The organism is Streptomyces sp. NBC_00190, assembly GCF_036203305.1.
Classification (GTDB): domain Bacteria; phylum Actinomycetota; class Actinomycetes; order Streptomycetales; family Streptomycetaceae; genus Streptomyces.
In genome coordinates this window covers 1,629,382-1,655,363 of sequence record NZ_CP108131.1, presented here as the reverse complement: position 1 = coordinate 1,655,363, position 25,982 = coordinate 1,629,382, and the positions used below count along the sequence as shown (strand labels likewise).

The 25,982-nt window shown below is 72.3% G+C and carries 26 protein-coding genes; 18 read left to right on the top strand and 8 right to left on the bottom strand.

The window, feature by feature from the left end; all coding sequences use genetic code 11:
* Positions 1-38: 38 nt before the first annotated feature.
* Both OG429_RS08145 and OG429_RS08140 read right to left on the bottom strand, forming a co-directional pair.
* Positions 39-1,958, bottom strand: a complete 1,920-nt coding sequence (locus OG429_RS08145; protein ID WP_328924623.1) for an AAA family ATPase — start codon at positions 1,956-1,958, stop codon at positions 39-41.
* Between the two features lie 357 nt (positions 1,959-2,315).
* Positions 2,316-2,951 (bottom strand): uridine kinase family protein, encoded by a 636-nt coding sequence (locus tag OG429_RS08140; RefSeq protein ID WP_328924622.1) that lies wholly within the window; start codon positions 2,949-2,951, stop codon positions 2,316-2,318.
* Between the two features lie 121 nt (positions 2,952-3,072).
* On the opposite strand from OG429_RS08140, the gene OG429_RS08135 reads away from it, so the two are divergent.
* The 12 genes from OG429_RS08135 to OG429_RS08080 all read left to right on the top strand — a co-directional run bounded on the left by OG429_RS08135 (position 3,073) and on the right by OG429_RS08080 (position 13,848).
* Positions 3,073-4,434, top strand: coding sequence for a peptidase C39 family protein (locus OG429_RS08135; protein ID WP_328924621.1), 1,362 nt, complete (start codon positions 3,073-3,075; stop codon positions 4,432-4,434).
* A gap of 87 nt (positions 4,435-4,521) precedes the next feature.
* On the top strand, positions 4,522-4,950 hold the full coding sequence (locus OG429_RS08130) for an SPW repeat protein (protein ID WP_328924620.1): 429 nt from the start codon (positions 4,522-4,524) through the stop codon (positions 4,948-4,950).
* Between the two features lie 141 nt (positions 4,951-5,091).
* Positions 5,092-5,244, top strand: coding sequence for an SCO1431 family membrane protein (locus OG429_RS08125; protein ID WP_328924619.1), 153 nt, complete (start codon positions 5,092-5,094; stop codon positions 5,242-5,244).
* Between the two features lie 155 nt (positions 5,245-5,399).
* Positions 5,400-5,864: a GntR family transcriptional regulator gene (locus OG429_RS08120; protein WP_328924618.1), complete on the top strand. Its 465-nt coding sequence runs from the start codon at positions 5,400-5,402 to the stop codon at positions 5,862-5,864.
* On the top strand, positions 5,861-6,787 hold the full coding sequence (locus tag OG429_RS08115) for an ABC transporter ATP-binding protein (protein ID WP_328924617.1): 927 nt from the start codon (positions 5,861-5,863) through the stop codon (positions 6,785-6,787). Before OG429_RS08120 ends, OG429_RS08115 begins: the two co-directional genes overlap by 4 nt.
* The gene (locus tag OG429_RS08110; protein WP_328924616.1) at positions 6,784-7,797 is read left to right on the top strand and encodes a transporter; all 1,014 of its coding nucleotides are present in this window, start codon (positions 6,784-6,786) and stop codon (positions 7,795-7,797) included. Before OG429_RS08115 ends, OG429_RS08110 begins: the two co-directional genes overlap by 4 nt.
* A gap of 48 nt (positions 7,798-7,845) precedes the next feature.
* Positions 7,846-8,622, top strand: coding sequence for a class I SAM-dependent methyltransferase (locus OG429_RS08105; protein ID WP_328924615.1), 777 nt, complete (start codon positions 7,846-7,848; stop codon positions 8,620-8,622).
* A gap of 205 nt (positions 8,623-8,827) precedes the next feature.
* Complete coding sequence (locus OG429_RS08100; protein WP_328924614.1) at positions 8,828-9,463, top strand: TetR/AcrR family transcriptional regulator; 636 nt, start codon at positions 8,828-8,830, stop codon at positions 9,461-9,463.
* A 146-nt stretch (positions 9,464-9,609) separates the two neighbouring features.
* Entirely contained in the window at positions 9,610-10,782 is a 1,173-nt protein-coding gene (locus tag OG429_RS08095) for an acyl-CoA dehydrogenase family protein (protein WP_328924613.1), read from the top strand.
* A 70-nt stretch (positions 10,783-10,852) separates the two neighbouring features.
* On the top strand, positions 10,853-10,981 hold the full coding sequence (locus tag OG429_RS08090; protein WP_328924612.1) for a hypothetical protein: 129 nt from the start codon (positions 10,853-10,855) through the stop codon (positions 10,979-10,981).
* Positions 10,982-11,606: 625 nt separating this feature from the next.
* Positions 11,607-12,740 carry a hypothetical protein gene (locus OG429_RS08085; protein WP_328924611.1) on the top strand — a complete coding sequence of 378 codons (1,134 nt, stop codon included), beginning with the start codon at positions 11,607-11,609 and terminating at the stop codon, positions 12,738-12,740.
* 13 nt (positions 12,741-12,753) lie between these two features.
* Positions 12,754-13,848: a phosphotransferase family protein gene (locus OG429_RS08080; RefSeq protein WP_328924610.1), complete on the top strand. Its 1,095-nt coding sequence runs from the start codon at positions 12,754-12,756 to the stop codon at positions 13,846-13,848.
* Positions 13,849-13,866: 18 nt separating this feature from the next.
* Here the strand turns inward: OG429_RS08080 and OG429_RS08075 are convergent, their stop codons facing one another.
* Positions 13,867-14,316, bottom strand: a complete 450-nt coding sequence (locus OG429_RS08075) for a hypothetical protein (protein ID WP_328924609.1) — start codon at positions 14,314-14,316, stop codon at positions 13,867-13,869.
* 216 nt (positions 14,317-14,532) lie between these two features.
* Here OG429_RS08075 and OG429_RS08070 point away from each other — a divergent pair, with 216 nt between their 5' ends.
* From OG429_RS08070 to fxsA, 4 genes are all read left to right on the top strand, one after another.
* Positions 14,533-14,973, top strand: coding sequence for an Lrp/AsnC family transcriptional regulator (locus tag OG429_RS08070; protein ID WP_030011705.1), 441 nt, complete (start codon positions 14,533-14,535; stop codon positions 14,971-14,973).
* 58 nt (positions 14,974-15,031) lie between these two features.
* A complete protein-coding gene (locus OG429_RS08065) occupies positions 15,032-16,660 on the top strand; it encodes an amidohydrolase (RefSeq protein ID WP_328924608.1) in 1,629 nt (542 codons plus the stop codon).
* A gap of 329 nt (positions 16,661-16,989) precedes the next feature.
* Positions 16,990-17,778: a polyprenol monophosphomannose synthase gene (locus tag OG429_RS08060; protein ID WP_328924607.1), complete on the top strand. Its 789-nt coding sequence runs from the start codon at positions 16,990-16,992 to the stop codon at positions 17,776-17,778.
* An 88-nt stretch (positions 17,779-17,866) separates the two neighbouring features.
* The gene (gene fxsA, locus OG429_RS08055; protein WP_328924606.1) at positions 17,867-18,457 is read left to right on the top strand and encodes an FxsA family membrane protein; all 591 of its coding nucleotides are present in this window, start codon (positions 17,867-17,869) and stop codon (positions 18,455-18,457) included.
* 139 nt (positions 18,458-18,596) lie between these two features.
* Here fxsA and OG429_RS08050 read toward each other — a convergent pair whose 3' ends face one another.
* From OG429_RS08050 to OG429_RS08040, 3 genes are all read right to left on the bottom strand, one after another.
* Entirely contained in the window at positions 18,597-18,971 is a 375-nt protein-coding gene (locus OG429_RS08050; RefSeq protein ID WP_007262928.1) for an RNA polymerase-binding protein RbpA, read from the bottom strand.
* 314 nt (positions 18,972-19,285) lie between these two features.
* Positions 19,286-20,674, bottom strand: a complete 1,389-nt coding sequence (locus OG429_RS08045) for an MFS transporter (protein ID WP_328924605.1) — start codon at positions 20,672-20,674, stop codon at positions 19,286-19,288.
* 68 nt (positions 20,675-20,742) lie between these two features.
* Positions 20,743-21,513 carry a glycerophosphodiester phosphodiesterase gene (locus tag OG429_RS08040; protein ID WP_328924604.1) on the bottom strand — a complete coding sequence of 257 codons (771 nt, stop codon included), beginning with the start codon at positions 21,511-21,513 and terminating at the stop codon, positions 20,743-20,745.
* A 181-nt stretch (positions 21,514-21,694) separates the two neighbouring features.
* Between OG429_RS08040 and OG429_RS08035 the strand changes: the two genes are divergently transcribed.
* Positions 21,695-23,197: an SCO1417 family MocR-like transcription factor gene (locus OG429_RS08035; protein ID WP_328924603.1), complete on the top strand. Its 1,503-nt coding sequence runs from the start codon at positions 21,695-21,697 to the stop codon at positions 23,195-23,197.
* A 43-nt stretch (positions 23,198-23,240) separates the two neighbouring features.
* Here OG429_RS08035 and OG429_RS08030 read toward each other — a convergent pair whose 3' ends face one another.
* Together OG429_RS08030 and OG429_RS08025 are read right to left on the bottom strand one after the other, a co-directional pair.
* Positions 23,241-24,809, bottom strand: coding sequence for a hypothetical protein (locus OG429_RS08030; protein ID WP_328924602.1), 1,569 nt, complete (start codon positions 24,807-24,809; stop codon positions 23,241-23,243).
* Positions 24,810-24,878: 69 nt separating this feature from the next.
* Positions 24,879-25,073 carry a hypothetical protein gene (locus OG429_RS08025; RefSeq protein WP_030031218.1) on the bottom strand — a complete coding sequence of 65 codons (195 nt, stop codon included), beginning with the start codon at positions 25,071-25,073 and terminating at the stop codon, positions 24,879-24,881.
* A gap of 297 nt (positions 25,074-25,370) precedes the next feature.
* Here OG429_RS08025 and OG429_RS08020 point away from each other — a divergent pair, with 297 nt between their 5' ends.
* The gene (locus OG429_RS08020; RefSeq protein WP_328924601.1) at positions 25,371-25,793 is read left to right on the top strand and encodes an ankyrin repeat domain-containing protein; all 423 of its coding nucleotides are present in this window, start codon (positions 25,371-25,373) and stop codon (positions 25,791-25,793) included.
* The last annotated feature ends 189 nt before the right edge of the window (positions 25,794-25,982 follow it).

The window sequence follows — 25,982 nt, the reverse complement described above, 5'->3', positions numbered from 1 at the left end:
CCGGACCCGCCGTACGGCGGGTCCGGCGGCCGCCGCGCTCACAGCGGCGGCTCCGGGCGTTCCTGGGGGCCGCGGCCCGACAGGACCTCCCCGTACGCCTGCATCAGGTCCGGCAGCCGCAGCGTCGCCAGGTCGTCGCGGGAGGGCTCGCCCGCGAAGCCCGCCAGCCGCAGATCCCGGTAGGCGCAGCTCTTCTCGTACAAGGTGCGCAGGAAGCGGCCGTTGCCGAGCTCGTCGATCCAGCCCTGCTCCACCACGTGCGCGCTGATGCTGCTCAGCTCCTCCAGCGCCTCCTCGTCCCAGGCGTCCCCGTTCGCCTCCGCCAGCACCCCGCCGATCGCGCTCAGTTCCGGCGGCCGGTAGCTGGGGAAGTCCACCCGGGAGGTGAACCGCGAGGACAGCCCCGGATTCGCCGCCAGCAGCCGGTCCATCCCGGCCGGATAGCCCGCCAGGATCACCACCAGGTGGTCCCGGTTGTCCTCGGCCCGCTTCAGCAGCACCTGGAGGGCCTCGTCCCCGTACGCGTCGCCCTTGCTGTAGCCCGAGTTGGACAGGCTGTACGCCTCGTCCACGAACAGCACCCCGCCGATCGCCGAATCGATCAGCTCGTTCGCCTTCACCGCCGTCTGGCCGAGGAACTCGCCCACCAGATCGGAGCGCTGGGCCTCCACCAGGTGGTCGCCGCCCAGCAGGCCCAGCGCGTAGAAGACCCGGCCCAGGATCCGGGCCACCGTCGTCTTGCCCGTGCCCGAGGGCCCGGAGAACACGAAATGCCGTTTCGGCGGCTGCACCGGCAGTCCCTGCCCCGCCCGGAGCCGTGCCATGTGCAACTGCGCGGAGAGCGCCTTCACCTGCCGTTTGACCGGCTCCAGCCCCACCATCCGCTCCAGCTCCGCCAGCGCCTCGGCGAGCGCCTCCGGGTCGGGGGGTCCGGCCGGCAGGCCCGCGGGCGCGCCCTGCGGCGGGACGGACACCTTGCGCCGTACGCCTTCTGCCCGGCCCGTGGGCGGCGGCGGACCGGTCAGCGGGTCCGGCTCGACCTGGCCGTCCGCCGCGATGTCCTGGACGGGCCCGCCGCCCAGCGTCACCGCCGCGAAGTTCCCGCCCGCCGGGGACGGGCCGTGGCCGCCGTAGCTCCCGAACCCGGCGTATCCGGCCGCGCCCTCGGCCATCCCGGCCATGCCGTCGGTGTCGTCGCCGTCCTCGATGGCCGTCAGCCGGGCCGCCGTGTCCATGAACGCCGGGTCCACCCGGTGCACCGCCCGGTACAGCGGCAGCGCCGCCGCACTGCGCCCGGTGCCCTCGTGCGCCCGCGCCAGCCAGTACCGCAGCTCCTTGCGCTGCGGCTGCTCGCTCCGGCACCGCATCAGCGCCGCCGACAGCATCGGCTCCGCCTGCCCGTACATCTCCAGCCGGACCCGCGCCATCCCGCCGAACAGCCCCGCCTCGATGCCCAGCAGCGGATCGTCCACCAGCGGCTCGGTGTGCCGCACCAGCTGCTCCCAGTCCTTGACCAGGTAGGCCCGGCAGGCGTGCAGGAAGCGCACCTGCGGATCGGCGTCCACCGGAGGCAGCGCGGCCAGTGCCTGGTCCAGCTCGGGCACGTGGCGGCCGTCCAGCCAGTGCGAGGCGTGGGCCAGCAGCAGGTCCCGCCGGCTCTCCAGCACCGGCTGCACCCACCAGCCCAGCCAGTACCAGGAATTCAGCGTCCGGCGGTGCCGGGCCCGCTGTTCGCCGAAGCGGTCCCGGTGCGCGTACATGCGCAATAACGCGTTGGTGGTGTCGACCCGCAGCGCGTGCAGGCCCAGCCAGGCGTCGGCCATCGCGGGGTCGAGCCGTACGGCCGCCCGGAACTCCTCCTCGGCCTGCGGATAGGCGCCCATGGTGCAGGCGTCGACTCCGCGCAGCCAGGCGAGTTCGGCCGGGGCGTGTGTGCTGCCCGGCGTGCCGAAATCCATCACGTCCCCCACAAGCCAGCCCCCGTGGTGCGCGGCAACCCCCGCTTCGAGCGCGCGAGTTGCCCACTGCGCCGATGAAATCAGGGCTGCATCGTACCTGCGGTTTCGCGCCTTACGTAGGGCGCGACGGGCCCGGTTCCCGTGTGCGCCCCGGGCTCACCCGGTCACTCAGGGTGAAGGGGGAGTCCGTGCGGGCGGAGTCCGGGGGCAGAACGAAGCCCCCGATCACGGGGGAACAACCGGGGGCTTCGTGTCCGCGGCGGCCGCGAAAGGCCGCGCATTGAGAACGTACGACCGTTTCGGGCCCCAGGTCAAGCGGGTCGGTGGAGGCCCGGCGGAGCGGAATTCCGGGGCCGCTCAGGCCCGGGGGAGTCCGTCACCTTCGGTGACGGAAGAGGTGATTCGCGGGGTCACACCGGTCTCTGAAGACCACTCGTATCCCGTACTGCTCTGGCGTACCAGGGTGTCGGCGAAGGGGCGCGAAGGGTCATCCGAGAAGTGCGCGAGCTCCGCGCGCTCCCATCCGTCCCAGAAGTCGGAAAGTTCACGCCCGTCCCGGTTTCGCCCGCGCCCCCAGGACTGCTCGCGCGGCGTCTCCATCCACAGCAGCCGCGCCAGATGCGGGCGCAGCGCCCGTCGGCCGGCCCCGACCCCCTCGACGAGCAGCACCGGCGCCGGCTCCAGCACCCGCCCCGGGCCGAAGCGGCGCTCCACCCAGTCGTACGGGGCCCAGTGCGCGGGCCGCCCGGCGGCCAGCGGCTCCAGCACCTGCGCGCGCAGCCGCCGCTGCCAGCCGAACAGCTCCTCATGGGTGGCCACGTCGTCCAGGTGCAGCACGGGTGCGTCGCCGAGCGCCCCGGCGAGCCGGTCCGCGAAGGTGCTCTTGCCGGAACCGGCGTGCCCGTCGATCCCGATCAGCCGCACCGGGCCGAGGGACGGGGGCAGTGCCTCAAGTTCCCGCGCGAGTGACTCAAGTGACTGGTGTGGCTCCACCCGACCAGCGTAGGACAGGCGCTCCACAGGACCGACACGACCGGTGGCTTCGCCGCCGGGCCGCCGGGAACTGGAAGGGTGAGCCCATCGAAGCACCGACCCACCCTGGGGGAACCTCGCGATGACCGCACCCACACCGCGCAGGGCCGTACTCGTCGCCGCACTCGCGGTCGCCACCGCGGCCACCGCCGCCACCGTCTCCGGCGGCAGCGCCGCGGCCGCCGCCCCCGCGGTCCCGCGGGGTGGGGGCCGCACCGTCGACAACCGGTTCTGGTTCTCGTACGACCACTGGAAGGCCGGAGTCCACCAGGGCACCGCCGCCGTCGGCGGCGCCCGGGCCGGCCTGCGGATCGAGACCGCTGCGGGCCGCACCGAGTACGCCGATCCGCACACCGGGAAGAAGAGCACCTGGGAGTACGCCACCTGGACCTCCCCGGTGCACCGCTCCGCCGTGCCCGCCACCGAGGCCGTCGCCTCCTGGAACGCCCGCACCCCCGCCGGCACCTGGATCCAGACCGAACTGCGCGGCACCTACAACGACGGCACCGCCACCCCCTGGTACGTCATGGGCCGCTGGGCCTCCGGGGACGGCGACATCCGCCGCACCTCCGTGGACGGCCAGACCGACGGCAGGTCCACCGTCTGGACCGACACCCTGGCCGTCGACGCCCCGGCGGAGGGCCTGCGCGTCACCGACTGGCAGCTGCGCCTGACGCTGTACCGCAGGCCCGGCGCCGACCGCGGGCCCACCGTCCGGCTGGCCGGCGCCATGCTCTCCGACGTTCCGGACCGGTTCACGGTGCCGGCCTCGCCGCCCTCCGGCCAGGCCCACGAGCTGAAGGTCCCGCGCTACTCGCAGGAGATCCACGCCGGGCGCTACCCGGAATACGACAACGGGGGCGAGGCCTGGTGCAGCCCCACCTCCTCCCAGATGATCATCGAGTTCTGGGGCCGCAGGGCCGCCGCCACCTCGCTGGGCTGGGTCGACCCGAAGTACTCCGACCCGCAGGTGTGCCACGCCGCGCGGTCCACCTACGACGCCGCCTACAAGGGCTGCGGCAACTGGCCCTTCAACGCCGCCTACGCGGCCACCTACCCCGGGCTCGCCGGGGTCGTCACCCGCCTCACCTCCCTCGCCGAACTGGAGACCCTGGTCAGGGCCGGCATCCCCGCCATCACCTCGCAGTCCTTCCGCCCCGAGGAACTGACCGGCGCCGGATACGGCACCGCGGGCCACCTGATGACCGTCATCGGGTTCACGGCCGCCGGTGACATCGTCGCCAACGACCCCAACTCGCCCGACGACGCCTCCGTGCGCCGCGTCTACCGGCGCCGCGAGTGGGAGAACATCTGGCTCCGCACCAAGCGTCACAACGCGGCCGGCAAGGTCGTGTCGGGCACCGGAGGCGTCTGCTACCTCTACGCCCCGGCCGCGCCGGGCCCGGCTCAGGCCGCGGCGCTGCGGGCGGTGGGAGTGCTCTGAAATTCACCTTTGACCTGACGGCCCGAATGGGCGGAACATAATGGGGTAAATGGGAGATAAAGGCTTCTCAAGGAGAGGCGGCCAACCATGACCACCCATTCGAGCATCGAGCACCACCCCGACCTCGCAGAGATGCGCACGCGCTTCGAGCGGGTGACCAGCACTCCCGCAGCGCAGGCCGTGGAGGCATTGGCCCTGATCACGGGTCTGTACCTGGCCGCCTCGCCGTGGATCGCGGGGTTCGGCATCCTCCTCCTCCCGCTTGCCATCAACAACCTGATCACGGGCCTGGCGTACTGCCTGTGCATGGGCGGTCTGGGTTCTGCATACGAGCGCACCCACGCGATGGCGTGGACGGCGGTCGCCCTCGGTGCGTGGACGATCGTCGCCCCGTGGGCCATCGCCGGTGAGATGGACACGACCCGTACGGTGGTCAACAACGTGATCACCGGCGCCGTGGCCCTGTGCCTCGGCCTCGCGATGGCGGGCATGGCCAGTCGCGAGTCACGCATCTGACCGGGACGCCGGAAGGGTACGCCCGCCGGGCCCCAGCCGCACCGCACACGCCGGGGCGGCCGGGGCCCGGTGGCGTGACCCGCGCCATGAGTGACCATCGTCTCTACCGCGAAAGCCGCGAACGCTGGCACATTGGACACCATGACCGCCAACACCGCCGCCCCCGCCGCCCGTGTCCGAAACCTCGTCCGCACCGGCGGGCCCAAGGACGATTCCTCCTGGCTGGAGCACGTGCTCGGCTGGACGCTCGTGGTCGTGGTCGCCATGTTCGTCACCCAGCTCGGCTTGCTGTAACCGCTCTCCCGCCCCACCCCCCTCGCGCGCCCGTCACGTTCCTCGTGGCGGGCGTTCTCACGTTCCCGCGCCGACGCTCCGGGCGCGCCGGTTTGACGGAAGTGGATCACCTCTGCACTATTCCACTAACCAGTTAGTGGAATGAGGTGGAGGACATGGAGTTCCGCGTCGACCGGCGCAGCGGTGTCGCCACCTATTTGCAGCTCGTCACCCAGGTCAAACAGGCCCTTCGGCTCGGCGTACTGGAGCCCGGCGACCGGCTGCCCACGGCCCGGGAGGTGGTCGAGGCCACCGCGATCAACCCGAACACCGTGCTCAAGGCGTACCGGGAGCTGGAGCGCGAAGGGCTCGTCGAGCCGCGTCCCGGCGCGGGCACCTTCGTACGCCGCTCCCTGTCCCGCCCCGAGGCGGCCGCCGACTCGCCGCTGCGTCTCGACCTGGCGGCCTGGATGGCCCGGGCACGCGAGGCCGGCCTGGACCGCGAGGACATCACGGCCCTGATCGCCGCCGCCGTGGAAGAAAGCTTCACCGCACCCGAACCCGGACCGGGACCCGCGCCCGCATCCGGACCGGGACCCGGACCGCACTCCGGATCCCCCGGCAGAGAGGACACCACGTGAGCGACCCGACCGTCGCTACGGCACTCAAGGCGACGCGGCTGGGAAGGGAGTTCCGCGGCCGCAGCGCCCTGAGGGACTGCGATCTCGTCCTGCCCGCCGGGCGCGTCACCGCACTCGTCGGCCCCAACGGCGCCGGCAAGAGCACCCTGCTCCAGCTCGCGGCCGGCCTGCAGCGCCCCACCACCGGGCACATAAGCGTCTTCGGCCACACCCCGGGATCCCGCGAGGCCCGCGAACGCACGGCCTTCCTCGCCCAGGAGAAGCCGCTCCACCCGCGGTTCACCGTCGAGGACACCCTGCGCCTGGGCCGCGAACTGAACCGCCGCTGGGACCAGGCCGCCGCCGAACGCCTCGTACGGGCCGGAGGCATCGCCCTCACCAGCCGCGTCGGCTCCCTCTCCGGCGGGAACCGCACCCGCGTCGCCCTGGCGCTCACCCTCGGCAAACGCGCCCGCCTCCTGCTCCTGGACGAGCCGCTCGCCGACCTCGACCCGGTGGCCCGGCACGACGTCACGGCCCTGCTCATGGCCGAGGCCGCCGACCGCGGCGTCACCATCGTCATGTCCTCGCACGTCCTGTCCGAGCTGGAGGACGTCTGCGATCACGTCCTGCTCCTCAAGGACGGCGCCGTACGCCTCGCAGGCGACGCCCAGGAGCTCTGCGCCGCGCACACCCGGCTCACCGGCCGCGCGGACCCGATCGAAACCGACGGCCTGCCCCGCGAGTTCGACCGGGACGCCGTCGTCCACGCCGTCACCGCCGGCCGTCAGATCACCGCCCTCGTACGCGGCCCCGTTCGCGGCTCCGGCCCGGGCGGCGAAGAGCGCTGGATCAGCGAAACCCCGTCCCTGGAGGACCTGTTGCTCGCCCACCTGCGCGCCCCGGGCGCCCCGCGCACCGACCGTACGGAGGCGGCCGCGTGAAGGGCGTCCTGTGGCTGGCCTGGCGCCAGCAGCGACTGATGATCGGCGTCGCCACCGTGTTCCTCCTGGCCGTCACGGCCTGGGCCGCGTACCAGCGCTCCGAGATGATGACCCAGATCGACGACTACGGCTTCGTCCCCTGCAAGGGCTGGAACGGGGGCTGCGAAAGCCTGGGCACCTTCGTGGTCCTGAACGGCAGCACCGACTCGATCAGAGCCCTCGGCACCCTCGGACTCGCCCTCCCCACCCTCATCGGCGCGTTCTGGGGCGCCCCGCTGCTGGGCCGCGAGATGGAGACCGGCACCTTCAAGCTCGCGCTCACCCAGGGCGTCAGCGGCCGCCGCTGGTTCGCCGCCCGCTTCGGCCTCGCCGCGGTCTTCGCCGTGATCGCCTCCCTCCAGATCGCCGCGCTCGTCGCCTGGTGGTGGTCGCCCGTCTCCAACACCCTGGACGGCCTCTACTGGTACGACGCCTACATCTACAACGCGACCGGACCCGCCTCCGTGGCCTTGGCCCTGTTCGGCCTCGCCGTCGGCACGGCCGTCGGCCTGCTGGTCCGCCGCACCCTGCCCGCCATGGCGGTGACCGTCGCCGCCATCGGTACGGCGACCGTGCTCACCAGGCTCCTGCGGGCCAGCTGGATCGACCCCGAGACGCGGATCACCCCGGGCATGACGCCCAAGAAGATGGTCGGCAGCGCCTGGTCCACCGGGGAATTCGGCTACCTCACCCCCGACGGGCGGGAGCACGACATCAACACCCCCGTCTGCCAGACCTCCGGCGAGGAGCTCCGGCAGTGCATGGCGGAGAACGACTTCGTCGCCCGCTACCACAAGGTCTATCCCAGCAGCGACTTCTGGACCTTCCAGTGGATCGAGACCGCGCTCTACCTGGGCGCCGCCGCCGCACTGGTGGCCCTGGTCCTGTACGTCCTGCGCCGCCCCACCGCGACGGCGCGCGCCGCCGCGACCGTCACCGCCACCACCGCGGCCGTCACCGCGCCCGCCTGAGTCTGACCGCCCGGCCCCTTCCCGCCCGACACCCACAGGGGAACCCTCATGGCCACGAAGAAGAACCTTCACGCCGACCGCGCCAGCGTCACCCACAAGGTCCGCTACGCGCTGAGCAACCCGACCCGCATCGCCCCGTACGTACGCCGCGCCGCCCGCGACGCCTGGCTGCGCCACAAGCACCCCGACCACGTGGGCTACTACCGGGCCGTCATGGCCTCCGACACCGGCCGCAACCCCGAGGCCGCCGTCGGCAGCCAGACCCACGAACGCTGGCTGGCCCTGGGCCGGATGCAGTTCGACTACCTGGTGGAGCACGGCCTCACGCCCGCCCACCGCATGCTCGACATCGGCTGCGGAAACCTGCGCGCCGGCTGGCGCTTCATCGAACACCTCGACACCGGCCACTACTACGGCATCGACATCTCGCCCGACATCCTCATCTCCGCCAAGGAGACCCTGACCAGACAGGGCCTCCAGGACAAGCTGCCGCACCTGACCATCACCCGGGACCTCACCCTGGACTTCCTGCCCGAGCGCCACTTCGACATCGTGCACGCCCACAGCGTCTTCTCCCACTCGCCGATCGAGATCATCGACGAGTGCCTCGCCCACGTGGAGCGCGTACTGGCCCCGGGCGGCTGGTTCGACTTCACCTTCGACCGCACCGAGGGCACCGAGCACCAGGTCCTGCGCGAGGACTTCTACTACCGCACCCGGACCCTGGTGGACCTCGCCGCGAAGCACGGCCTCACCGCCCGCTTCATGGACGACTGGGAGCGGCTCGGACACGGCCAGTCCAAGATCCGCGTCACCGCCGGCTGACCCCGCCCGGACCGGCGCCGGGCGGGTCCCGCCCCGCCTGCGCCGGTCCGGGATCTCCGCCGGACCGCCCGCGGTCAGTCCGGTGAGTAGGGGAAGTACTGCCATACTTCAGGCATCTTGTGGCGGTTCGAGGCTAGGGCTGAATTTGAACAATAGTCAACAGCGTGGTGCGACCGGGCGTTCGCAGGTCCGCCGGGCCGAACTCATGGCGACCGGACGCAAGTTGTTCGCCCACACCTCGTACGACGCGCTGTCCATGGACGACATCGCCAAGCAGGCGGGCGTCGCCAAGGGGCTCGTCTACTACTACTTCAAGAGCAAGCGCGGCTACTACCTCGCCATCGTCGAGGACTCGGTCGCCGAGCTCGTCGCCCGGGCCGGCGGGGACACCGAGCTCCCGGGCGCCGAACGGGTCCGGCGGACCGTCGACGGCTACCTCTCCTACGCCGAGCACCACCACGCCGCCTACCGCACCATCGCCACCGGCGGCGTCGGCTCCGACGCCGAGGTGCTGGCCATCCGCGACGCCGTCCGCGAGGAGCTGGTCGCCACCATCGCCGAAGGCGCGTACGGGCGTCGCACGCTCCCGCAGATCGCCCGGCTCGCCCTCCTGGGCTGGCTTTCCTCGGTCGAGGGGATCACCCTGGAGTGGATCGGCGGCCTCGTCGCGGACGCGGCCGGCCAGCCGGGCCGCGCCGAACTGGGCGCCCTGCTCGTACGCCAGCTGCGCGCGACGCTGACCGTGATCGAGGAGTTCGTCCCGGAGTGCCCGGCACCTCCCGCCCCCGAAGGGCCGTCCGAACAGCTTGGTGATCTTGCCCCGGTGACGGGAAGCCCCTGATCGGGCATACTCAAGCCGCCGCAGCCGCTGAACAGGCCCTTCCGTGATCCGGAGGGCAGCATCGGCTGTGAGAGCACCGAGACCCGGCGTCGCGTCCCACACCTCACGCGCCGCCGCCGTGCCCGACCAGGGAGGAGAGCGCCGCCATGACAGACCGCGCCCCGCAGCCGGTGGACCGTCAGCTGCCCACCGAGGAGTCCCGGGACCTCCTCGCCCTCGTACGCGAGATCGCCCAGCGGGAGATCCGTCCCGTGGCCGCCGAGGAGGAGGACTCCGGGCGGTTCCCCCGCGAGATCTTCACGCTGCTGTCGGAGGCCGGGCTGCTCGGCCTCCCGTACCCCGGTGAATACGGCGGCGGCGAGCAGCCCTACGAGGTCTACCTCCAGGTCCTGGAGGAGCTGGCCGCGGCCCGCCTGACCGTCGGGCTCGGGGTCAGCGTGCACTCCCTGGCCTGCCACGGCCTGGCCGGCTACGGCACCAAGGAGCAGCAGGGTGCCCACCTGCCGGCGATGCTCGGCGGCGGCCTGCTGGGCGCTTACGCCCTCTCCGAGCCGGCCGCGGGTTCCGACGCCGCCTCGCTCACCACCAAGGCGGTGCGCGACGCCGACGACTGGATCATCAGCGGCACCAAGGCGTGGATCACCCACGGCGGCGTCGCCGACTTCTACACCGTCCTCGCCCGCACCGGCGCCGAGGGCCCCAAGGGCATCACGGCCTTCCTGGTCCCCGGCGACGCGGACGGCCTGACCGCGGCCGTGCCCGAGAAGAAGATGGGCATGAAGGGCTCGCCCACGGCGCAGCTCCACTTCGACGGCGTACGGGTTCCGGACTCGCGCCGCATCGGCGAGGAGGGGCAGGGCTTCACCATCGCCCTGGCCGCACTCGACGCGGGGCGCCTGGGCATCGCAGCCTGCGCCATCGGCGTCGCCCAGGCGGCGCTGGACGAGGCCCTGGTGTACGCGCTGGACCGCAAGCAGTTCGGGCACCCGATCGCGGACTTCCAGGGGCTGCGCTTCATGCTGGCCGACATGGCCACCAAGATCGAGGCGGGCCGGGCGCTGTACCTCGCGGCGGCGCGGCTGCGCGACGCGGGCAAGCCGTTCTCCCGGCAGGCCGCCATGGCCAAGCTGTTCTGCACCGACGCGGCGATGGCGGTCACCACGGACGCGGTCCAGGTCCTGGGCGGCTACGGCTACACCGCGGACTTCCCGGTGGAGCGGCTGATGCGGGAGGCGAAGGTCCTGCAGATCGTCGAGGGCACCAACCAGATCCAGCGCATGGTCATCGCCCGTCACCTGGCCGGTCCGGAAACGCGCTAGCTGCCGGAGCCTGCGGGTGCAGGGCCGGTTTCCGCCGTGCACCTGGACGGGCGGCGGCGCGGCTCGCGCCGTGGGTCAGCTCCCGAACAACGGGCCGCTGGGCCAGATCGGGGAGGTGCTGATCCGGGACCACTCCGGGTCCCGCCGCCCCGGCACGGTCCGGCCGTCCTCGGCCCAGCGGGCGATCAGCGCGCTGTAGATGGGCGCATCGGGATGCCGCTGCCGGGATCCCTGCTGAACCGATTCTTCGTAACCGGGCAGCGTCGGCCGCCGACGGCGTCCCGTCCGTGGAGTGGAAGTCTCAACCGTGGTCATGCCGGGCCAACGCGGCACGCGGCCCACGAGTAATCGCCTCCCCGCCCCGGGGATCCGTTCGAGGGGGTCCCCGGGGTGGGGAGGCGGGCGCCTGCGGGGGGCCTGCTGGGCGTCCGCTGGGTCGGGATCGGGGACGTGGGGCGGGGGCTTCGGGGGCGGGATGTCCGCTGGGCGGGATCAGGGACGCGTGGCGGGGGCGTGGCGGGCTGCTGTCCCTGGGTGGCGTCAGGGATGTGGTCGGTGGCTTCGGGCGGGCTGCTGCCCCTTGGGCGGGATCGGGGACGGACGGGAAGCCTCCAGTCCTTCTCTGATCCGGTCCAGGGGCAACAGCCCGCCGTGATCCCGCCCCGCGTCCTTGATGCCGACCAGCGGGCGTCGCGCCCCCCCCGAAGCCCCCGCCCTCCGACACCCCTTGCCACCCTGTCAGTTCGTGCCAGACCTCTGGCCCCGAGACCGGTTTCTGACGTACCGTCAAATCTGTCCCGCACGCCCCGTCCCGGAGGTCCGCCATGCCCGCCGACCGGCCCATCGGCCTCGACGAGTACCCCATCCACCAGGCGCCCCTGTCGATGAAGCACCTCGTCAGTGGTGACCGCAACGCCTACGACCGCTGCATCTTCCACGTCTTCGACCACTCCGGCCGCGCCGTCCTGATCCTCGGCCTCGGGGTCTACCCCAATGCCGGGGTCATCGACGCCTACGCCACCCTCCGCGTCGGCGACGAACTCCTCGCCGTCCGTGCCTCCGACGCCATCACCGACGACCGGATGAACCTCTCCGTCGGCCCTCTGGGCATCACCGTCGACGCCCCGCTCAAGCAGCTCACGCTGCGCTGCGCCGCCGACCCCGACGACCCGGACGGGCTCTCGTACGACGTCACGTGGACCGCCGAGTTTCCCGCCGTCTGGGAGCCGCACCACATCCAGCGGCGCGGCGACCGCCTCATGCTGGAGGGCCGCCGGTTCGTCCAGGCCGGCAGCGTGAGCGGTGTCATCCGGGCCAAGGGCGAGGAGTTCATCCTCACGCCGGGGGAGTGGACCGGTACCCGCGACCGCAGTTGGGGCGTGCGGCCGATCCCCGGTGAGGACGGGGGCCGGGCCGCCGAGGAGTACCGGCCCGAGGGCTTCCACTGGCTCTGGATCCCCGTCCGCTTCGAGGACCGCTTCCTGATGGTCATCGCCCAGGAGGACGCCGACGGCCACCGCACCCTGAGCGAGGCGGTCCAGGTCTTCCCCGAGGGCAGCGGCCGCCACGACGTCCAGCTCGGCTGGCCGCACACCGAGATCCGCTACCGGCCCGGGAGCCGGCACCCCGAGAGCGCCGTCGTCCACCTCACCGACCCGGCCCGCAAGCCCCTCGAACTCGGCGTGGAGATCCTGAACTCCTCCCCGCTCGCCGTCGGCGCCGGCTACCCGCCCGCCGCCGACTGGCAGCACGGCACCTGGCAGGGCCGCGGCTGGACCGACCGCCGCGTCTACGACCTCTCCGACCCCACCGCCCACCCCATGGCCGCCTTCGGGGTCACCGACCACTCGGCCCGCTTCACCCTCGACGGGCGGACCGGCCACGGCATCTTCGAGCACGGAAGCTTCGGCCGGCACGACCCGAGCGGCTTCACCGACTACTCCTCCGTCGCCCAGTAGGAAAGGGGTATCCATGGCCACCGCTCCACGTCCGCGCACCTCCACCCGGGAGCCCGAAGAGCTCGGCCGGCGTCTCGCCGCCTGGCTGGACACCAGACTCCCCGGCGTGGAGGTCACCAACGTCTCCGTTCCCGGCTCCAACGGCATGTCCAGCGAGACGCTGCTCTTCGACATAGAGCACCCCGATGCCCCGCTCCGCGCCTGCGCGCTACGCCTCGCCGCCGACCCGGCCGCCTACAGCGTCTTCCCGACGTACGACATGCCGCGCCAGCACCGTGTGATGGGCCTGGTCGCCGAGCACACGGACCTGCCCGTCCCGCGCGTGCAGTGGCTGGAGGAGGACCCCGGGCCGCTCGGGGCGCCGTTCTTCGTGATGGCCCGGGCCGAGGGACGGGTCCCGCCGGACGTCATGCCCTACACCTACGAGGGCAACTGGCTGCACGCCGCGACCGATGCCGAGCGCGCCGAGCTCCAGGAGGCGAGCATCTCCCTGCTGGCCCGCCTGCACGACCAGTTCCCGCGCGCGGAAGCGGAGTTCCTGCTCCCGAAGGGCGAGGGGAGCCCGCTGCGCCGCCACGTCGACGCCCAACGCGCCTACTACGCCTGGGTGGTGGGCGGGCTCGCCCCGTCCCCGCTCATCGAGCGGGCGTTCGCCCGCCTGGAGGAGCTGTGGCCGCGGGACGAGGGCCCGGCCGTCCTGAACTGGGGCGACGCCCGCATCGGCAACGTCATCTACGACGGCTTCACGCCGGCCGCCGTCCTGGACTGGGAGATGGCGGCGTACGCCCCGCGCGAGGTGGACCTCGGCTGGACCGTCTACCTCCACCGGTTCTTCCAGGACCTCACCGTCGGCTTCGGCCAGCCCGGCCTGCCGGACTTCCTGCGCCGTGAGGACCTGGAGCGGCGGTACGCCGAACTCACCGGCCACACCCCGCGGGACATGGAGTTCCACACCCTGTACGCGGCCCTGCGGCACGGGATCGTGATGCTGCGCATCGCCTACCGGCAGGCGTACTTCGGAGAGGTCGAGATCCCGGCGGATCCGGACAGCCTGATCCTGCACCACGCCAGCCTGGCCGCCATGGTGCAGGGAACGTACTGGGAGTAGGCCCGGCGGAAGGCCGGGTCAGGCCGCCTGCACGTGCTGCTGTCGCGTCTGCGGCAGCACGGGGCTCACGATGCGGACCGGACGCGAGCCCGGACCGCCGGCGTGCGAGAAGGGCTGCGTCCGCCAGTCGAGCCCCTGCGGCAGGCTCAGGAGCACCACGGGCTCCAGCTCCTGCGCCCCCACCGGCTGGATCATGCCGACGGTGGGCAGCGCGTCGCAGACGGGGCGCCCGGTGCCCGCGCACACCGTGAGACTGAAGGGGTTCCACGGGGTCAGGCAGAGCGCGTGCTGCGGCAGGTACTCCTCGTCGGCGACGAGAGCGATCGACTGGCCGCAGTCGGGGCAGACGGCGTGGTGGATCTCGAAGCCCTCGCTGTCGTCGAGGTATTCGAGATACTCACCGTCCTCGGAATCGGCGGGTTCGAGGGGCTCCGGTTCGGTGCGACCGGCGCGCGTGGTGTTCAGCATGGATGTACTCCCCCTTGGGTGGGCCGGGCGGGCTGGTTCTTCGGCCTCGGCCAAAGCAAGCACTTCCCGTCGCGCGGCACGAGTAACCACAACAGTCCCGCGTACGCCTGCATACCCTTGTGGCCTTGGTCACATGCCTGGCGCAGATGCCTCCAGTGGGCGGACAGCACTGTGCCTGGGCTGCCGTTGGGCTTAAGTTGAGCGGCTATGAGCGCAATGGAGGAGCTGGACCGCCAGATCGTGGATCTGCTCGTGCGGGACGGGCGGATGAGCTACACGGATCTGGGCAAGGCCACGGGACTGTCGACGTCGGCGGTCCATCAGCGAGTACGCCGGCTGGAACAGCGCGGGGTGATCCGCGGCTACGCGGCCGTGGTCGACCCGGAAGCCGTCGGGCTGCCGCTGACGGCCTTCATCTCGGTCAAGCCGTTCGACCCGAGTGCCCCGGACGACATCGCCGACCGGCTGGCCGGCGTGCCCGAGATCGAGGCCTGCCACAGCGTCGCGGGCGACGAGAACTACATCCTCAAGGTCCGCGTCGCGACGCCCCTGGAGCTGGAAGACCTGCTGGGCCGCCTGCGCGCCCTCGCGCACGTCTCGACGCGCACCACGGTGGTCCTGTCCACGCCCTACGAGGCCCGCCCGCCCCGCGTCTAGCCGCGTCGGGGGGACCCGGCGGTCGGGCGGAGCCGGGGGACGCGCGAGACTGGTCCCCATGACTGACCGCACCGCCGACTCCGCCGACGCCGCCGGAGCACCGACAAGGACCGTCCTCCTGCGCGGAGGCGAGGTACACAGCCCCGCGGACCCGTTCGCCACCGCGATGGTGGTCGAGCGCGGCCACGTCGCCTGGGTCGGCTCCGAAGGCGCGGCCGACGCCTTCGCGCAGGGCGTCGACGAGGTCGTCGACCTCGGCGGGGCGCTCGTCACGCCCGCCTTCACCGACGCGCACGTCCACACCACCTCGGCCGGCCTCGCCCTCACCGGGCTGGACCTCTCCGGAGCGCGTTCCCTGCCCGCCGCGCTGGACCTCGTACGCGCGTACGCCGCGAGCCGCCCGGCCGACCGGGTGCTCCTCGGGCACGGCTGGGACGCCGCCCGCTGGCCCGAGCGCAGGGCCCCGCGCCGCGCCGAGCTCGACGAAGCCGCCGGCGGCCGTCCGCTCTACCTCAGCCGCATCGACGTGCACTCGGCCGTCGTCACCACCGCGCTGCTGGACCTCGTCCCCGGCGTGAGCCCGGACGGCGACGAGCCGCTGACCCGCGACGCCCACCACGCCGTGCGCGCCGCCGCCCTGGCCGCCGTCACCCCCGCCCAGCGCGCCGAGGCACAGCGGGCCGCCCTGGACCGGGCCGCCTCGCTCGGTATCGGCTCGGTGCACGAGTGCGGCGGGCCCGACATCTCCTCCGCCGAGGACTTCCGCGACCTGCTGGCACTGGCGGGAGAGCGGCCCGGGCCGCGGGTCTTCGGGTACTGGGCCGACCGGGACCTCGACCAGGCCAAGGCCCTGGGGGCCGTCGGGGCCGCCGGTGACCTGTTCGTCGACGGCGCCCTCGGCTCGCACACGGCCTGCCTGCACGCTCCGTACGCCGACGCCGCGCACACCGGGACCGGCTACCTGGACGCGCGCGCGGTCGCGGAGCACGTGGCGGCCTGCACCGAGGCGGGGCTCCAGGCCGGGTTCCACGCCATCGGCGACGCGGCGCTCACCGCCGTCGTGGAGGGTGTCCGCGCGGCCGCCGAGAAGGTCGGCCTGGCGCGGGTCCGCGCCGCCCGGCACCGGGTCGAGCACGCCGAGATGATGACCCCCGCCACCATCGCCGCCTTCGCGGAGCTGGGCCTGACGGCGTCCGTGCAGCCCGCCTTCGACGCCGCCTGGGGCGGCGAGGACGGCATGTACGCCGACCGGCTCGGCGCCGAGCGCGCCCGCACCCTGAATCCGTACGCGGCCATGCTCAAGGCCGGTGTCCCGCTGGCCTTCGGCTCGGACGCGCCCGTCACCCCGCTCGACCCGTGGGGCACCGTCCGCGCGGCCGCCTTCCACCGGACCCCCGAGCACCGCATCTCCGTCCGGGCCGCCTTCACCGCCCACACCCGGGGCGGCTGGCGGGCCCTCGGCCGTGACGACGCGGGCGTGCTGGTCCCCGGGGCTCCGGCCGACTACGCCGTCTGGCAGACCGCCGAACTGGTCGTCCAGGCCCCCGACGACCGGGTCGCCCGCTGGTCCACGGACCCCCGTTCCGGCACCCCCGGACTGCCCGATCTGACCCCCGGCGCAGACCTGCCGGTGTGCCTGGCGACCGTGGTCGGCGGGCGGGAGGTATTCGTACGCCCACAGGGGTGATCCGATGTGCCTCGGTTCGGTACGGGCGCCCGGACCTCGATAGGTTCGGCCGGGTCCACCACAGGACGCCCGTGCCGGACGGATCCGTCTTCACCCGCGCCCGCGCCTCGGGGGCGACGGAAGGTTTCGCCGGTGGGGGCACCTCCAGCGGTAGTTGGGGGAGGGTGGCCCCGGGGTCGGGGCGCGGCGGTCCAGTAGACAACGGTCACGGCGGCCCGCAGCCAGCGGGAGTCTGACCGGCCCGAAGGACCGCTGGCCCCGATCGCTGTTCTAAAGTCATCCTCTGCGACCAGACGTACAGGACGTGCAAGAGCACAAAAGGGGACTCAGTGAGCGACGGCGGACAGCGGACCTACGGGCCGCTCGGTACAGCCTTGGTGATCATTCCGACCTACAACGAGGCGGAGAACATCGGGCTGATCGTCGGCCGCGTCCGCGCGGCGGTGCCCGATGCCCACATCCTGGTCGCGGACGACAACAGCCCCGACGGCACCGGCAAGCTCGCCGACGAGCTGGCGGCCGGCGACGACCACGTGCACGTCCTGCACCGCAAGGGCAAGGAGGGGCTCGGCGCCGCCTATCTCGCCGGCTTCGTCTGGGCCCTGGAAGCGGGCTACGGCGTGATCGTCGAGATGGACGCCGACGGCTCCCACCAGCCGGAGGAACTGCCCCGCCTGCTCACCGCGCTGGCCGGCGCCGACCTGGTCCTGGGCTCCCGCTGGGTGCCGGGCGGCCGTGTCGTGAACTGGCCCAAGAGTCGCGAGATCCTCTCGCGCGGAGGGTCGACGTACTCCCGGCTGATGCTGAACGTCCCGATCCGCGACGTGACGGGCGGCTACCGGGCCTTCCGCCGCGAGACCCTGGAGGGCCTGGGCCTGGAGGAGGTGGCCTCCGCGGGCTACTGCTTCCAGGTCGACCTGGCCCGCAGGGCGGTGCAGAAGGGTTTCCGCGTGGTGGAGGTCCCGATCACCTTCGTCGAGCGTGAGTTCGGCGACAGCAAGATGAGCAAGGACATCGTGGTGGAGGCCCTGTGGCGGGTCACCCAGTGGGGCCTCAAGGCCCAGGCGGCCAAGCTGCTCCCAGGCAAGGGACCGGACAAGGGCAAGGAACAGGCCTGACCTGCGGAAGCGGCCCGGACAGCCCTTAGGGGATGTCCGGTACCTCCGGCTGAGGCCGCTTTTACACGGACCCGTGCACACTGGGAGCATGACGACCGGCGTTCCCACATCGACGGCCCCCCGGCGGCGCTCACCCGCCCGTACGTTCCTCCCCCTGGCGATCGCCGCCTGGCTGATCCTGGAGATCTGGCTGCTCAGCCTGGTCGCCGACGCGGCCGGCGGGCTCGCCGTCGCCGCGCTGCTCGCGGGCGGGATGATCCTGGGCGTGGTGGTCATCAAGCGGGCCGGGCGACGTGCCTTCAAGAACCTCGCGGACACTTTCCAGCAGGCCCAGCAGGGACGGCAGCCCGCCGCGCAGCAGCCCGGCCAGGGCAACGGCCTCACCATGCTGGCGGGCCTGCTCCTGATCATGCCCGGCCTGATCTCCGACGTGGCGGGCCTGCTCTGCCTGCTCCCGCCGGTCCGGGCATGGATCGGCCGGAGCGCGGCCCGTTCGCTGGAGCGCAAGATGGCCTCGGCCCCCGCCGGCTCCTTCGGCGACGCCTTCACGCAGACCCGCATCCACTACCCCGACGGCAAGGTCGTCCAGGGCGAGGTCATCCGCGAGGACCGGCCGCAGCAGCCGGGCGGTACGGGTGGCCCGGGCGACACGGCGTACCGGCCCCCGCTCGCCCCGTAGGCGACTCCGACTCGACCGGTCCGGGAGGAGCCTGCATCAAGCGGGCAAAACCTGACAAAGGCGACGGGTAAATGCAACGCCGAGGGGCCCCGCCACACTATGTGGCGGGGCCCTCGGCTTGTTCGTTTACGTCCGGCTGTCAGGCGGACTTGCGGCTGTCCCGCGGATGCACGGCAATGTTCATGGCGCCGGAACGAAGGACCGCAAGCCTCTCGGCCAGCACTTCCTCCAGCTCCTCGCGGGTGCGCCGCTCCATGAGCATGTCCCAGTGCGTTCGCGCAGGCTTGCCCTTCTTCTCTTCGGGCCCGTCCCCGTCCACCAGGAGTGCCATGGCGCCGCACGCCTTGCACTCCCACTCCGGCGGAATTTCTGCCTCAACCGAGAACGGCATCTCAAATCGATGTCCGTTCTGGCATGCGTACTCCACCGCCTGGCGCGGGGCCAGATCGATGCCGCGGTCCGTCTCGTAGCTGGTAACCACGAGGCGCGTACCGCGGAGAGCTCGCTCACTCATGAATCGTGCCTCCCGGGCTTTGTCGCCCACAGGACAGGTGTCGCTGTCGTCGTCATCCGGTCAACGTCCGGTCGGCGGTATAGATTCCCGCTCCGGGTCATGCGTCGCCCGTCGTGCCGCCCCTTGTTGTACCCACCAATGCCCGTTTTGTCACATCTGGCAGCAGATGTCACCCAACGTCCACGCTTCTTTAGCGCGCAGTAACGGTCCGCCTGGCAGGCCAAAGGCGTACACTACCGGCCCTTTGCTTCAACGTCTAAATCCGTTCGGAATTCGCTCATGGATCCGGGCCGGGCGCGCTCGCGGATCCGGTCTCAGATCCGCTCCGGTACAGGATTGCCTGCCGCCTCCACCGCGCGCCGCACCGGCACTCTGGCCAGCAGCACGAAACCCAGTGCGAAGAAGACCACCAGCGAGATGATCGCGTCCCGGTAGCTGCCGGTGAGCTGGTAGGTCAGGCCGAAGACCAGGGGTCCCACCCAGCTCAGCCCGCGGTCGCTCATCTCGTACGCGGAGAAGTACTCGGCCTCCTTGCCCGCTGGCACCAGGTGCGAGAAGAGCGAGCGCGACAGCGCCTGGCTGCCGCCCAGCACCAGCCCGATCATCGAGGCCAGTGCGAAGAACCACACCGGAGTCCGGGCCGGCAGGAAGTACCCGGCCGCCAGCGTCAGCCCCCACGCGGCCAGTGAGCCGAGGATCGTCCGCTTGGCACCGTAGATCCGGGCCAGCCGGCCCATGCCCAGGGCGCCCGCCACCGCGAGGACCTGCACGAGCAGCACCGCCCCGATCAGGGTGGACTGCTCCAGCTCCAGTTCCTCCGACCCGTAGATCGAGGCCTGGGAGATCACCGTCTGCACGCCGTCGTTGTAGATCAGGTAGGCGAGCAGGAACGACAGGGTCAGCGGGTAGCGCCGCATGTCCTTCAGTGTCGCGACGAGCTGCTTCCAGCCGCTGACGGCCGGACCCGCCCCGGGCTCGCGGACCACGGCGCGGTCCCGCAGCCGGCGCAGCGGGATCAGCGCGAAGGCCCCCCACCACAGGCCCGCCGAGGCCAGGCAGATCCGTACCGCCTCGCCCTCGGACAGGCCGAAGGAGTCGTGGCCCTGGAAGAGCACCAGGTTCATCACCAGCATCAGGGAGCCCGCGGTGTAGCCGAAGGCCCAGCCCCGCGAGGAGACCGTGTCCCGCTCGTCGGGAGTGGAGATCTGCGGCAGATAGGCGTTGTAGAGCACCATCGAGACGGACAGCGCGGCATTCGCCACGATCAGGAGCAGCCCGCCCAGCAGGTAGCGCTCACCGCCCAGGAAGAACATCCCGGTGGTCGCGGCGGCGCCCGTGTAGGCGGCCACCGCCAGCATCGGCTTCTTGCGTCCGGTCCGGTCGGCGACCGCACCCACCAGCGGCATGAGCACCACGGCCAGGATCACCGATGCCGAGACCGAGTAGGCGAAGAAGGACCCCGCCCGCACCGGGACGCCCAGCGGGTGTACGAAGCCTTCGGTGTCCGCCGCTGCCTTGGCGATCGCGGTCAGGTACGGCCCGAGGAACACGGTGAGCACGCTCGCCGAGTACACCGATACGGCGAAGTCGTAGAAGTACCAGCCCCGCTGCTCGCGCTTGCGCGCCGCCGTCGCGGTCGCCGCGGCGGCCGATCTGCCGTCCTCGGCGCCGGATTCCGCTTCGTCTTCGGTCTGCGCACTCATTCGGTGCCCCCTCGCTTGTCCCCGTACCGCGCGGCCCCCGGGAGCCCGCGCGGGCACCCGTGCCCTTGTCAGGCCCAGGCCCCGCGCCGGTCCAGCACCGCGCGCAAGATGTCGATCCGGTCGGTCATGATGCCATCGACACCCAGGTCGAGGAGAGCCTCCATACGTTCCGGTTCGTTCACGGTCCACACGTGCACCTGCAGGCCCCGCTCGTGCGCGGTCCGCACGAAGCGCCGGTCGACCACGCGGATCCCCGCCTGGGTCTCCGGAACCTGGGCCGCCACCGCCCCCACGCGCAGCGCCGCCGGGATCGCGTACGAGCGCAGCCGCAGGCCGAGCACCCCGCGCACGCCGTACGAGGTGGCCAGCCGGGGCCCGGCGATCTTCTGGGCCCGCGCCACCCGGCCCTCGGAGAAGGAGCCCACGCAGACCCGGTCCCAGACACCTGCCCGCGCGACCAGGTTCACCAGGGGGTGCAGCGCCGACTCGGCCTTGATGTCGATGTTCCAGCGGGCGTCCGGGAACTCTTCGAGGAGGTCCTCGAAGAGGGCCAGCGGCTCGGTGCCCCCGACCCGGGCCTCGCGGATCCGCTTCCAGGACAGCTCGGCGATCCGGCCCTGCCCGTCGGTGACCCGGTCCAGCGTGGAGTCGTGGAAGGCGACGAGCTTCCCGTCGGCGGTGGCGTGCACATCGGTCTCGAAATACCGGTAGCCGGCCTCGGCGGCCCGGCGGAAGGCGGCGGCGGTGTTCTCCAGCCCGTCCGCGGCTCCTCCCCGGTGTGCGAAGGGAATCGGAGCCGGGTGGTCCAGATACGGATGGCGAAGGCGTACGTGCGTCACGGCGGCAGTATCCCTCGTGGCGGGGCGTGCTGCTGGTACGCGGGGTGAACGGGGGGCGGAGGCGGGGACGCCCCTGGTGGAGGTGGACCGGCCCGTGGCAGTCTGTGTCCGCAGACTTCAATCCAATCCCGGCCTCAGGCGTCCCCGTCGAGGCCAATCCGACGAAGGTGGACCGGACGCAATGGCCGAATGGACCTCAGCGGTCGGTGCCGCACAGCTCGCCCGTCTGATCACCTCCCAGCAGGACCGCACCGCCGCACCCGGCTCGCGCAAGCTGCCCGCGTACCGCACCCTCGCCGACGGGATCCGCCTCCTCGTCCTCGAAGGCCGCGTCCCGGTCGCCGCCCGGCTGCCCGCCGAGCGCGAGCTGGCCGTCGCCCTCTCCCTCAGCCGCACCACCGTCGCCGCCGCGTACGAGGCCCTGCGCGGGGAGGGGTTCCTGGAGTCCCGCCGGGGCGCCGGCAGCTGGACCTCCGTACCGGCCGGGAACCCGCTGCCCGCCCGGGGCCTGGAGCCGCTGCCGCCCGAGTCCCTCGGCTCGATGATCGACCTCGGCTGCGCGGCCCTGCCCGCCCCCGAGCCCTGGCTCACCAAGGCCGTCCAGGGCGCGCTGGAGGAACTGCCCCCGTACGCGCACACCCACGGCGACTACCCGGCCGGCCTGCCCGCCCTGCGCCGGATGCTCGCCGACCGCTACACCGAGCAGGGCATCCCCACCATGCCCGAGCAGATCATGGTCACCACCGGCGCGATGGGCGCCATCGACGCCATCTGCAGCCTCTTCGCCGGGCGCGGCGAGCGGATCGCCGTGGAGTCGCCCTCGTACGCGAACATCCTGCAGCTCATGCGCGCGGCCGGGGTCCGCCTCGTGCCCGTCGCCATGGCCGACGGGCTGTCCGGCTGGGACATGGACGTGTGGCGCCAGGTCCTGCGGGACTCCGCCCCCCGCCTCGCCTACGTCGTGGCCGACTTCCACAATCCCACCGGAGCCCTCGCCTCCGAGGAGCAGCGCCGCGCGATGGTCGAGGCCGCCCGCTCCGCGGGCACCGTCCTCGTCGCCGACGAGACCATGCTGGAGCTCCGGCTGGACCCGGATCTGGAGATGCCCCGCCCGGTCTGTTCCTTCGACCCGGCAGGCAGCACCGTGATCACCGTGGGCTCCGCCAGCAAGGCCTTCTGGGCCGGCATGCGGATCGGCTGGGTCCGCGCCGCCCCCGACGTCATCCGCAGCCTGGTCGCCGCCCGCGCCTACGCGGACCTGGGCACGCCGGTGCTGGAACAGCTCGCGGTGAACTGGCTGATGCGGTCCGGGGGCTGGCAGGAGGCCGTAGGCATCCGTCGCGACCAGGCCAGGGAGAACCGGGACGCGCTGGTCGCCGCGGTGCGCCGGGAACTGCCCGACTGGGAGTTCGAGGTCCCCCGGGGCGGTCTGACCCTCTGGGCCCGCGCCGGCGGCCTCTCGGGCTCCCGGCTGGCCGAGGTGGGGGAGCGGGTCGGTGTGCGGGTCCCCTCGGGGCCCCGGTTCGGCGTGGACGGTGCCTTCGAGGGCTACGTCCGGCTGCCCTTCACCGTGGGCGGCCCGGTGGCCGAGGAGGCCGCCACCCGGCTGGCGGCGGCGGCCGCCCTGGTCAGCACGGGCGCGGCAGGCAGTGGCGCCGAGCCCCCGCGGACGTTCGTGGCGTAAGAAGGTCCCGTACAAGGCAGTTCTTGGCCGGTGCGGGGCCGGGTCACGGGATCTCCGAGGTGGTGACCGCCTGGCTCCGCCGGGCCTTGCCCAGCGTCACGTCACCCTGCCGCTCCGGCAGGAGCTCCAGCACGGCCTGGCGGAAGGCCGGGTGCGCGGCGTCGTCGTACGGGTCCGGGGTGGCGGGCACCTGGAGCCGGTGCACCGGCCCCGAGCCGAGCCGTGCGTAGCCGCGCCCCGGCGGCACCTGGGTCGTCGGCGTGGTGTGCGGCGGCAGCCCCAGGACATCGGCGATCTGCTGGATCGCGGCGGGCCCGAGTACGACGCGGGCGCGGGTGTGCTGCCACACGGCGTCGCTCAGCAGCTCCAGGTGGTCGAAGTGTTCGCTCACCACCACGGTGATGTGCGCGGCCCGCCCGTGCCGCAGCGGCACCTGCAGCTGGGCGAGCGGATCGGGTGCCCCCTCGGCCGCCGCGAGATGTGTCAGCACGCTCGGCCGGTCGAGCAGGATCCACAGGGGACGGCGGGTGTCCTCGGGCGCCGGGCGCCCGGCCTCGCGGGCACGGTGGGTGGCGATGAGGCGCCGCTCCGTCTCCTGGGCGGCCCATTCCAGGGTGGACAGTGCTCCGATCGGCCCGCACTCCACGCCGAGGACGCCGCTGCGCCCGGACAGGCAGGAGTACTCGCCGCTGCCGCCGCCCTCGACGATCAGTACGTCTCCCCCGTGCCGCAGGGCCTGCAGGGCGACGGAGCGCAGCAGGGTGGAGGTGCCGCTGCCGGGTTGGCCGACGGCCAGCAGGTGGGGCTCGCCGGAGCGGGGTCCGGTGCGCCAGATCACCGGGGGCACGTCCCGGGGCTCGTCGCCCTCCAGGACGGGCAGGGTGCGCTGGACGCTACGGGGGTCGGTGAAGCCGAGGACGGTCTCACCGGGGGAGGTGACGAACGGCTGGGCGGCGACACCCGTCGGCAGCGCCGCCAGCACCATCAGGTCGAGCTGGTTGCCCTCCTCGTCCCAGTCGAAGAGATACTCCCGTCCGCGCCCGGACTTGGCGTGCAGCAATGCCTCGATCCGGGCCCGTGAGGTGGCCTCGCCATCGGTGAAGTAGGCCGGGTAGCGGATGTGGAGCCGGGTGACGCGGCCCGCCTCGTCGAACTCGTAGCCGCTGAAGGCCTTGTCCCAGTCCCCGCCGTGGGCGAAGAGCGGGCTCGGATCCTCCGGGATGGAGAAGTACGGCACGAGGGCTTCGTAGAGGGAGCGGAGCCGTTCGGTCTCGGCATCGCTGGGCCCGGCCTTCACCGGGGCGCGGTCGCGTCCCTGCCAGGCCGCCGCCGCCATGAGGGTGATCAGGGTGGTGAGCGGTCCGTAGGGGACGAGTGCGACCACGAGGACGCAGGCGGCTCCCAGGAACAGCGCGGGACCACGCTTGTCCTTGGGGGTTTCGGACCATTTGCGCCGCCCGGCCGAAGCCAGGACGCGCAGGCCGCGTCCGATGGTGAGGAGCGGATGGAGGACGTCCGTGGCGCTGTCGGCGGCCGTGCGAGCGATGTCGCGGCCCCGGGCCAGCGGCGCGGTGCCGCGCTGAAGGATGCGGGGAAGTGGGCGCCGGGCCACGGGCGTCTCCTGGAGTTGTGGATGCTCGGGTACTTCGGGTGGGGCTGGGCGTCTTCGGTCGGCGGCGGCCTAGAGCTTGATCCCGCCGAGCAGGCTCGCGAGGCTCGCCGTGCTCGCCGTGATGCTGGGGGCGATGGCGGAGCCTGCGAGGAAGAAGCCGAAGAGCGAGCAGACGAACGCGTGCGTCAGCTTCATCCCGTCCTTCTTGAAGAACAGGAAGCAGATGATGCCGAGCAGGACGACACCTGAGATGGACAGGACCATGTGCGTTTCTCCTGGTGGGTGGGGACATTCACCATCAGTTCTTCCAGGCTCACAGGAAGTATCAATGCGACAAAAGGTGCATACGGGTGAATCCAGGGGTTTTTCACTGGACCGGCCCACCCCGGCTGGCGCGTCCGGCGTGAAGGGGGGCAAGGGTGATCATTGCCTCGGCCTGGCCCGGACATGTGCAGGTCCGGGCGCTACCCTGGCGATTCACCCGTACGGACGCAGTGCCGTGCACCCCCCTGCCCGCCCGGCCCCGGGGGAACGAGCAGCGAGTGAAAGGCGGTACGAACGATGAGCGAGCGCAGCGCGGAAGGCCCCGGTTCCCAGGACGTCCCCGACGAGGACGTCATCGAACTGGCCACCAAGATCTTCGACCTCGCCCGTCAGGGTGAGACCGAGACGCTCACCGCGTACCTCGACGCCGGGGTCCCGGCGAACCTCACCAACGACCGCGGCGACACCCTCGTCATGCTCGCCGCCTACCACGGCCACGCCGGCGCCGTCGCGGCCCTGCTGGCCCGCGGCGCGGAGGCCGACCGCGCCAACGACCGCGGCCAGACCCCGCTCGCCGGAGCCGTCTTCAAGGGCGAGGAGGCCGTCATCCGCGCCCTGCTCGCCGGAGGGGCCGATCCGAACGCCGGAACCCCCTCCGCCGTGGACACGGCGCGCATGTTCGCCAAGGCCGACCTGCTGGAACTCTTCGGAGCCAAGTAATCCGTTTTTGCCCGTGACATGGCGGGGCCCGGCCGCTTCCCGACCTCACAGGTTGGTCACGGCGGCCGTAAATGTGGTCGCGGCGCACAAACCGCCTGGGTCATCATGGCGACGGATTCGATTCGCGAACATGACGGACGGGCAGGAGCGGGCTGGACACAACGGGTGTCCATACCCCCCTGCCGGACC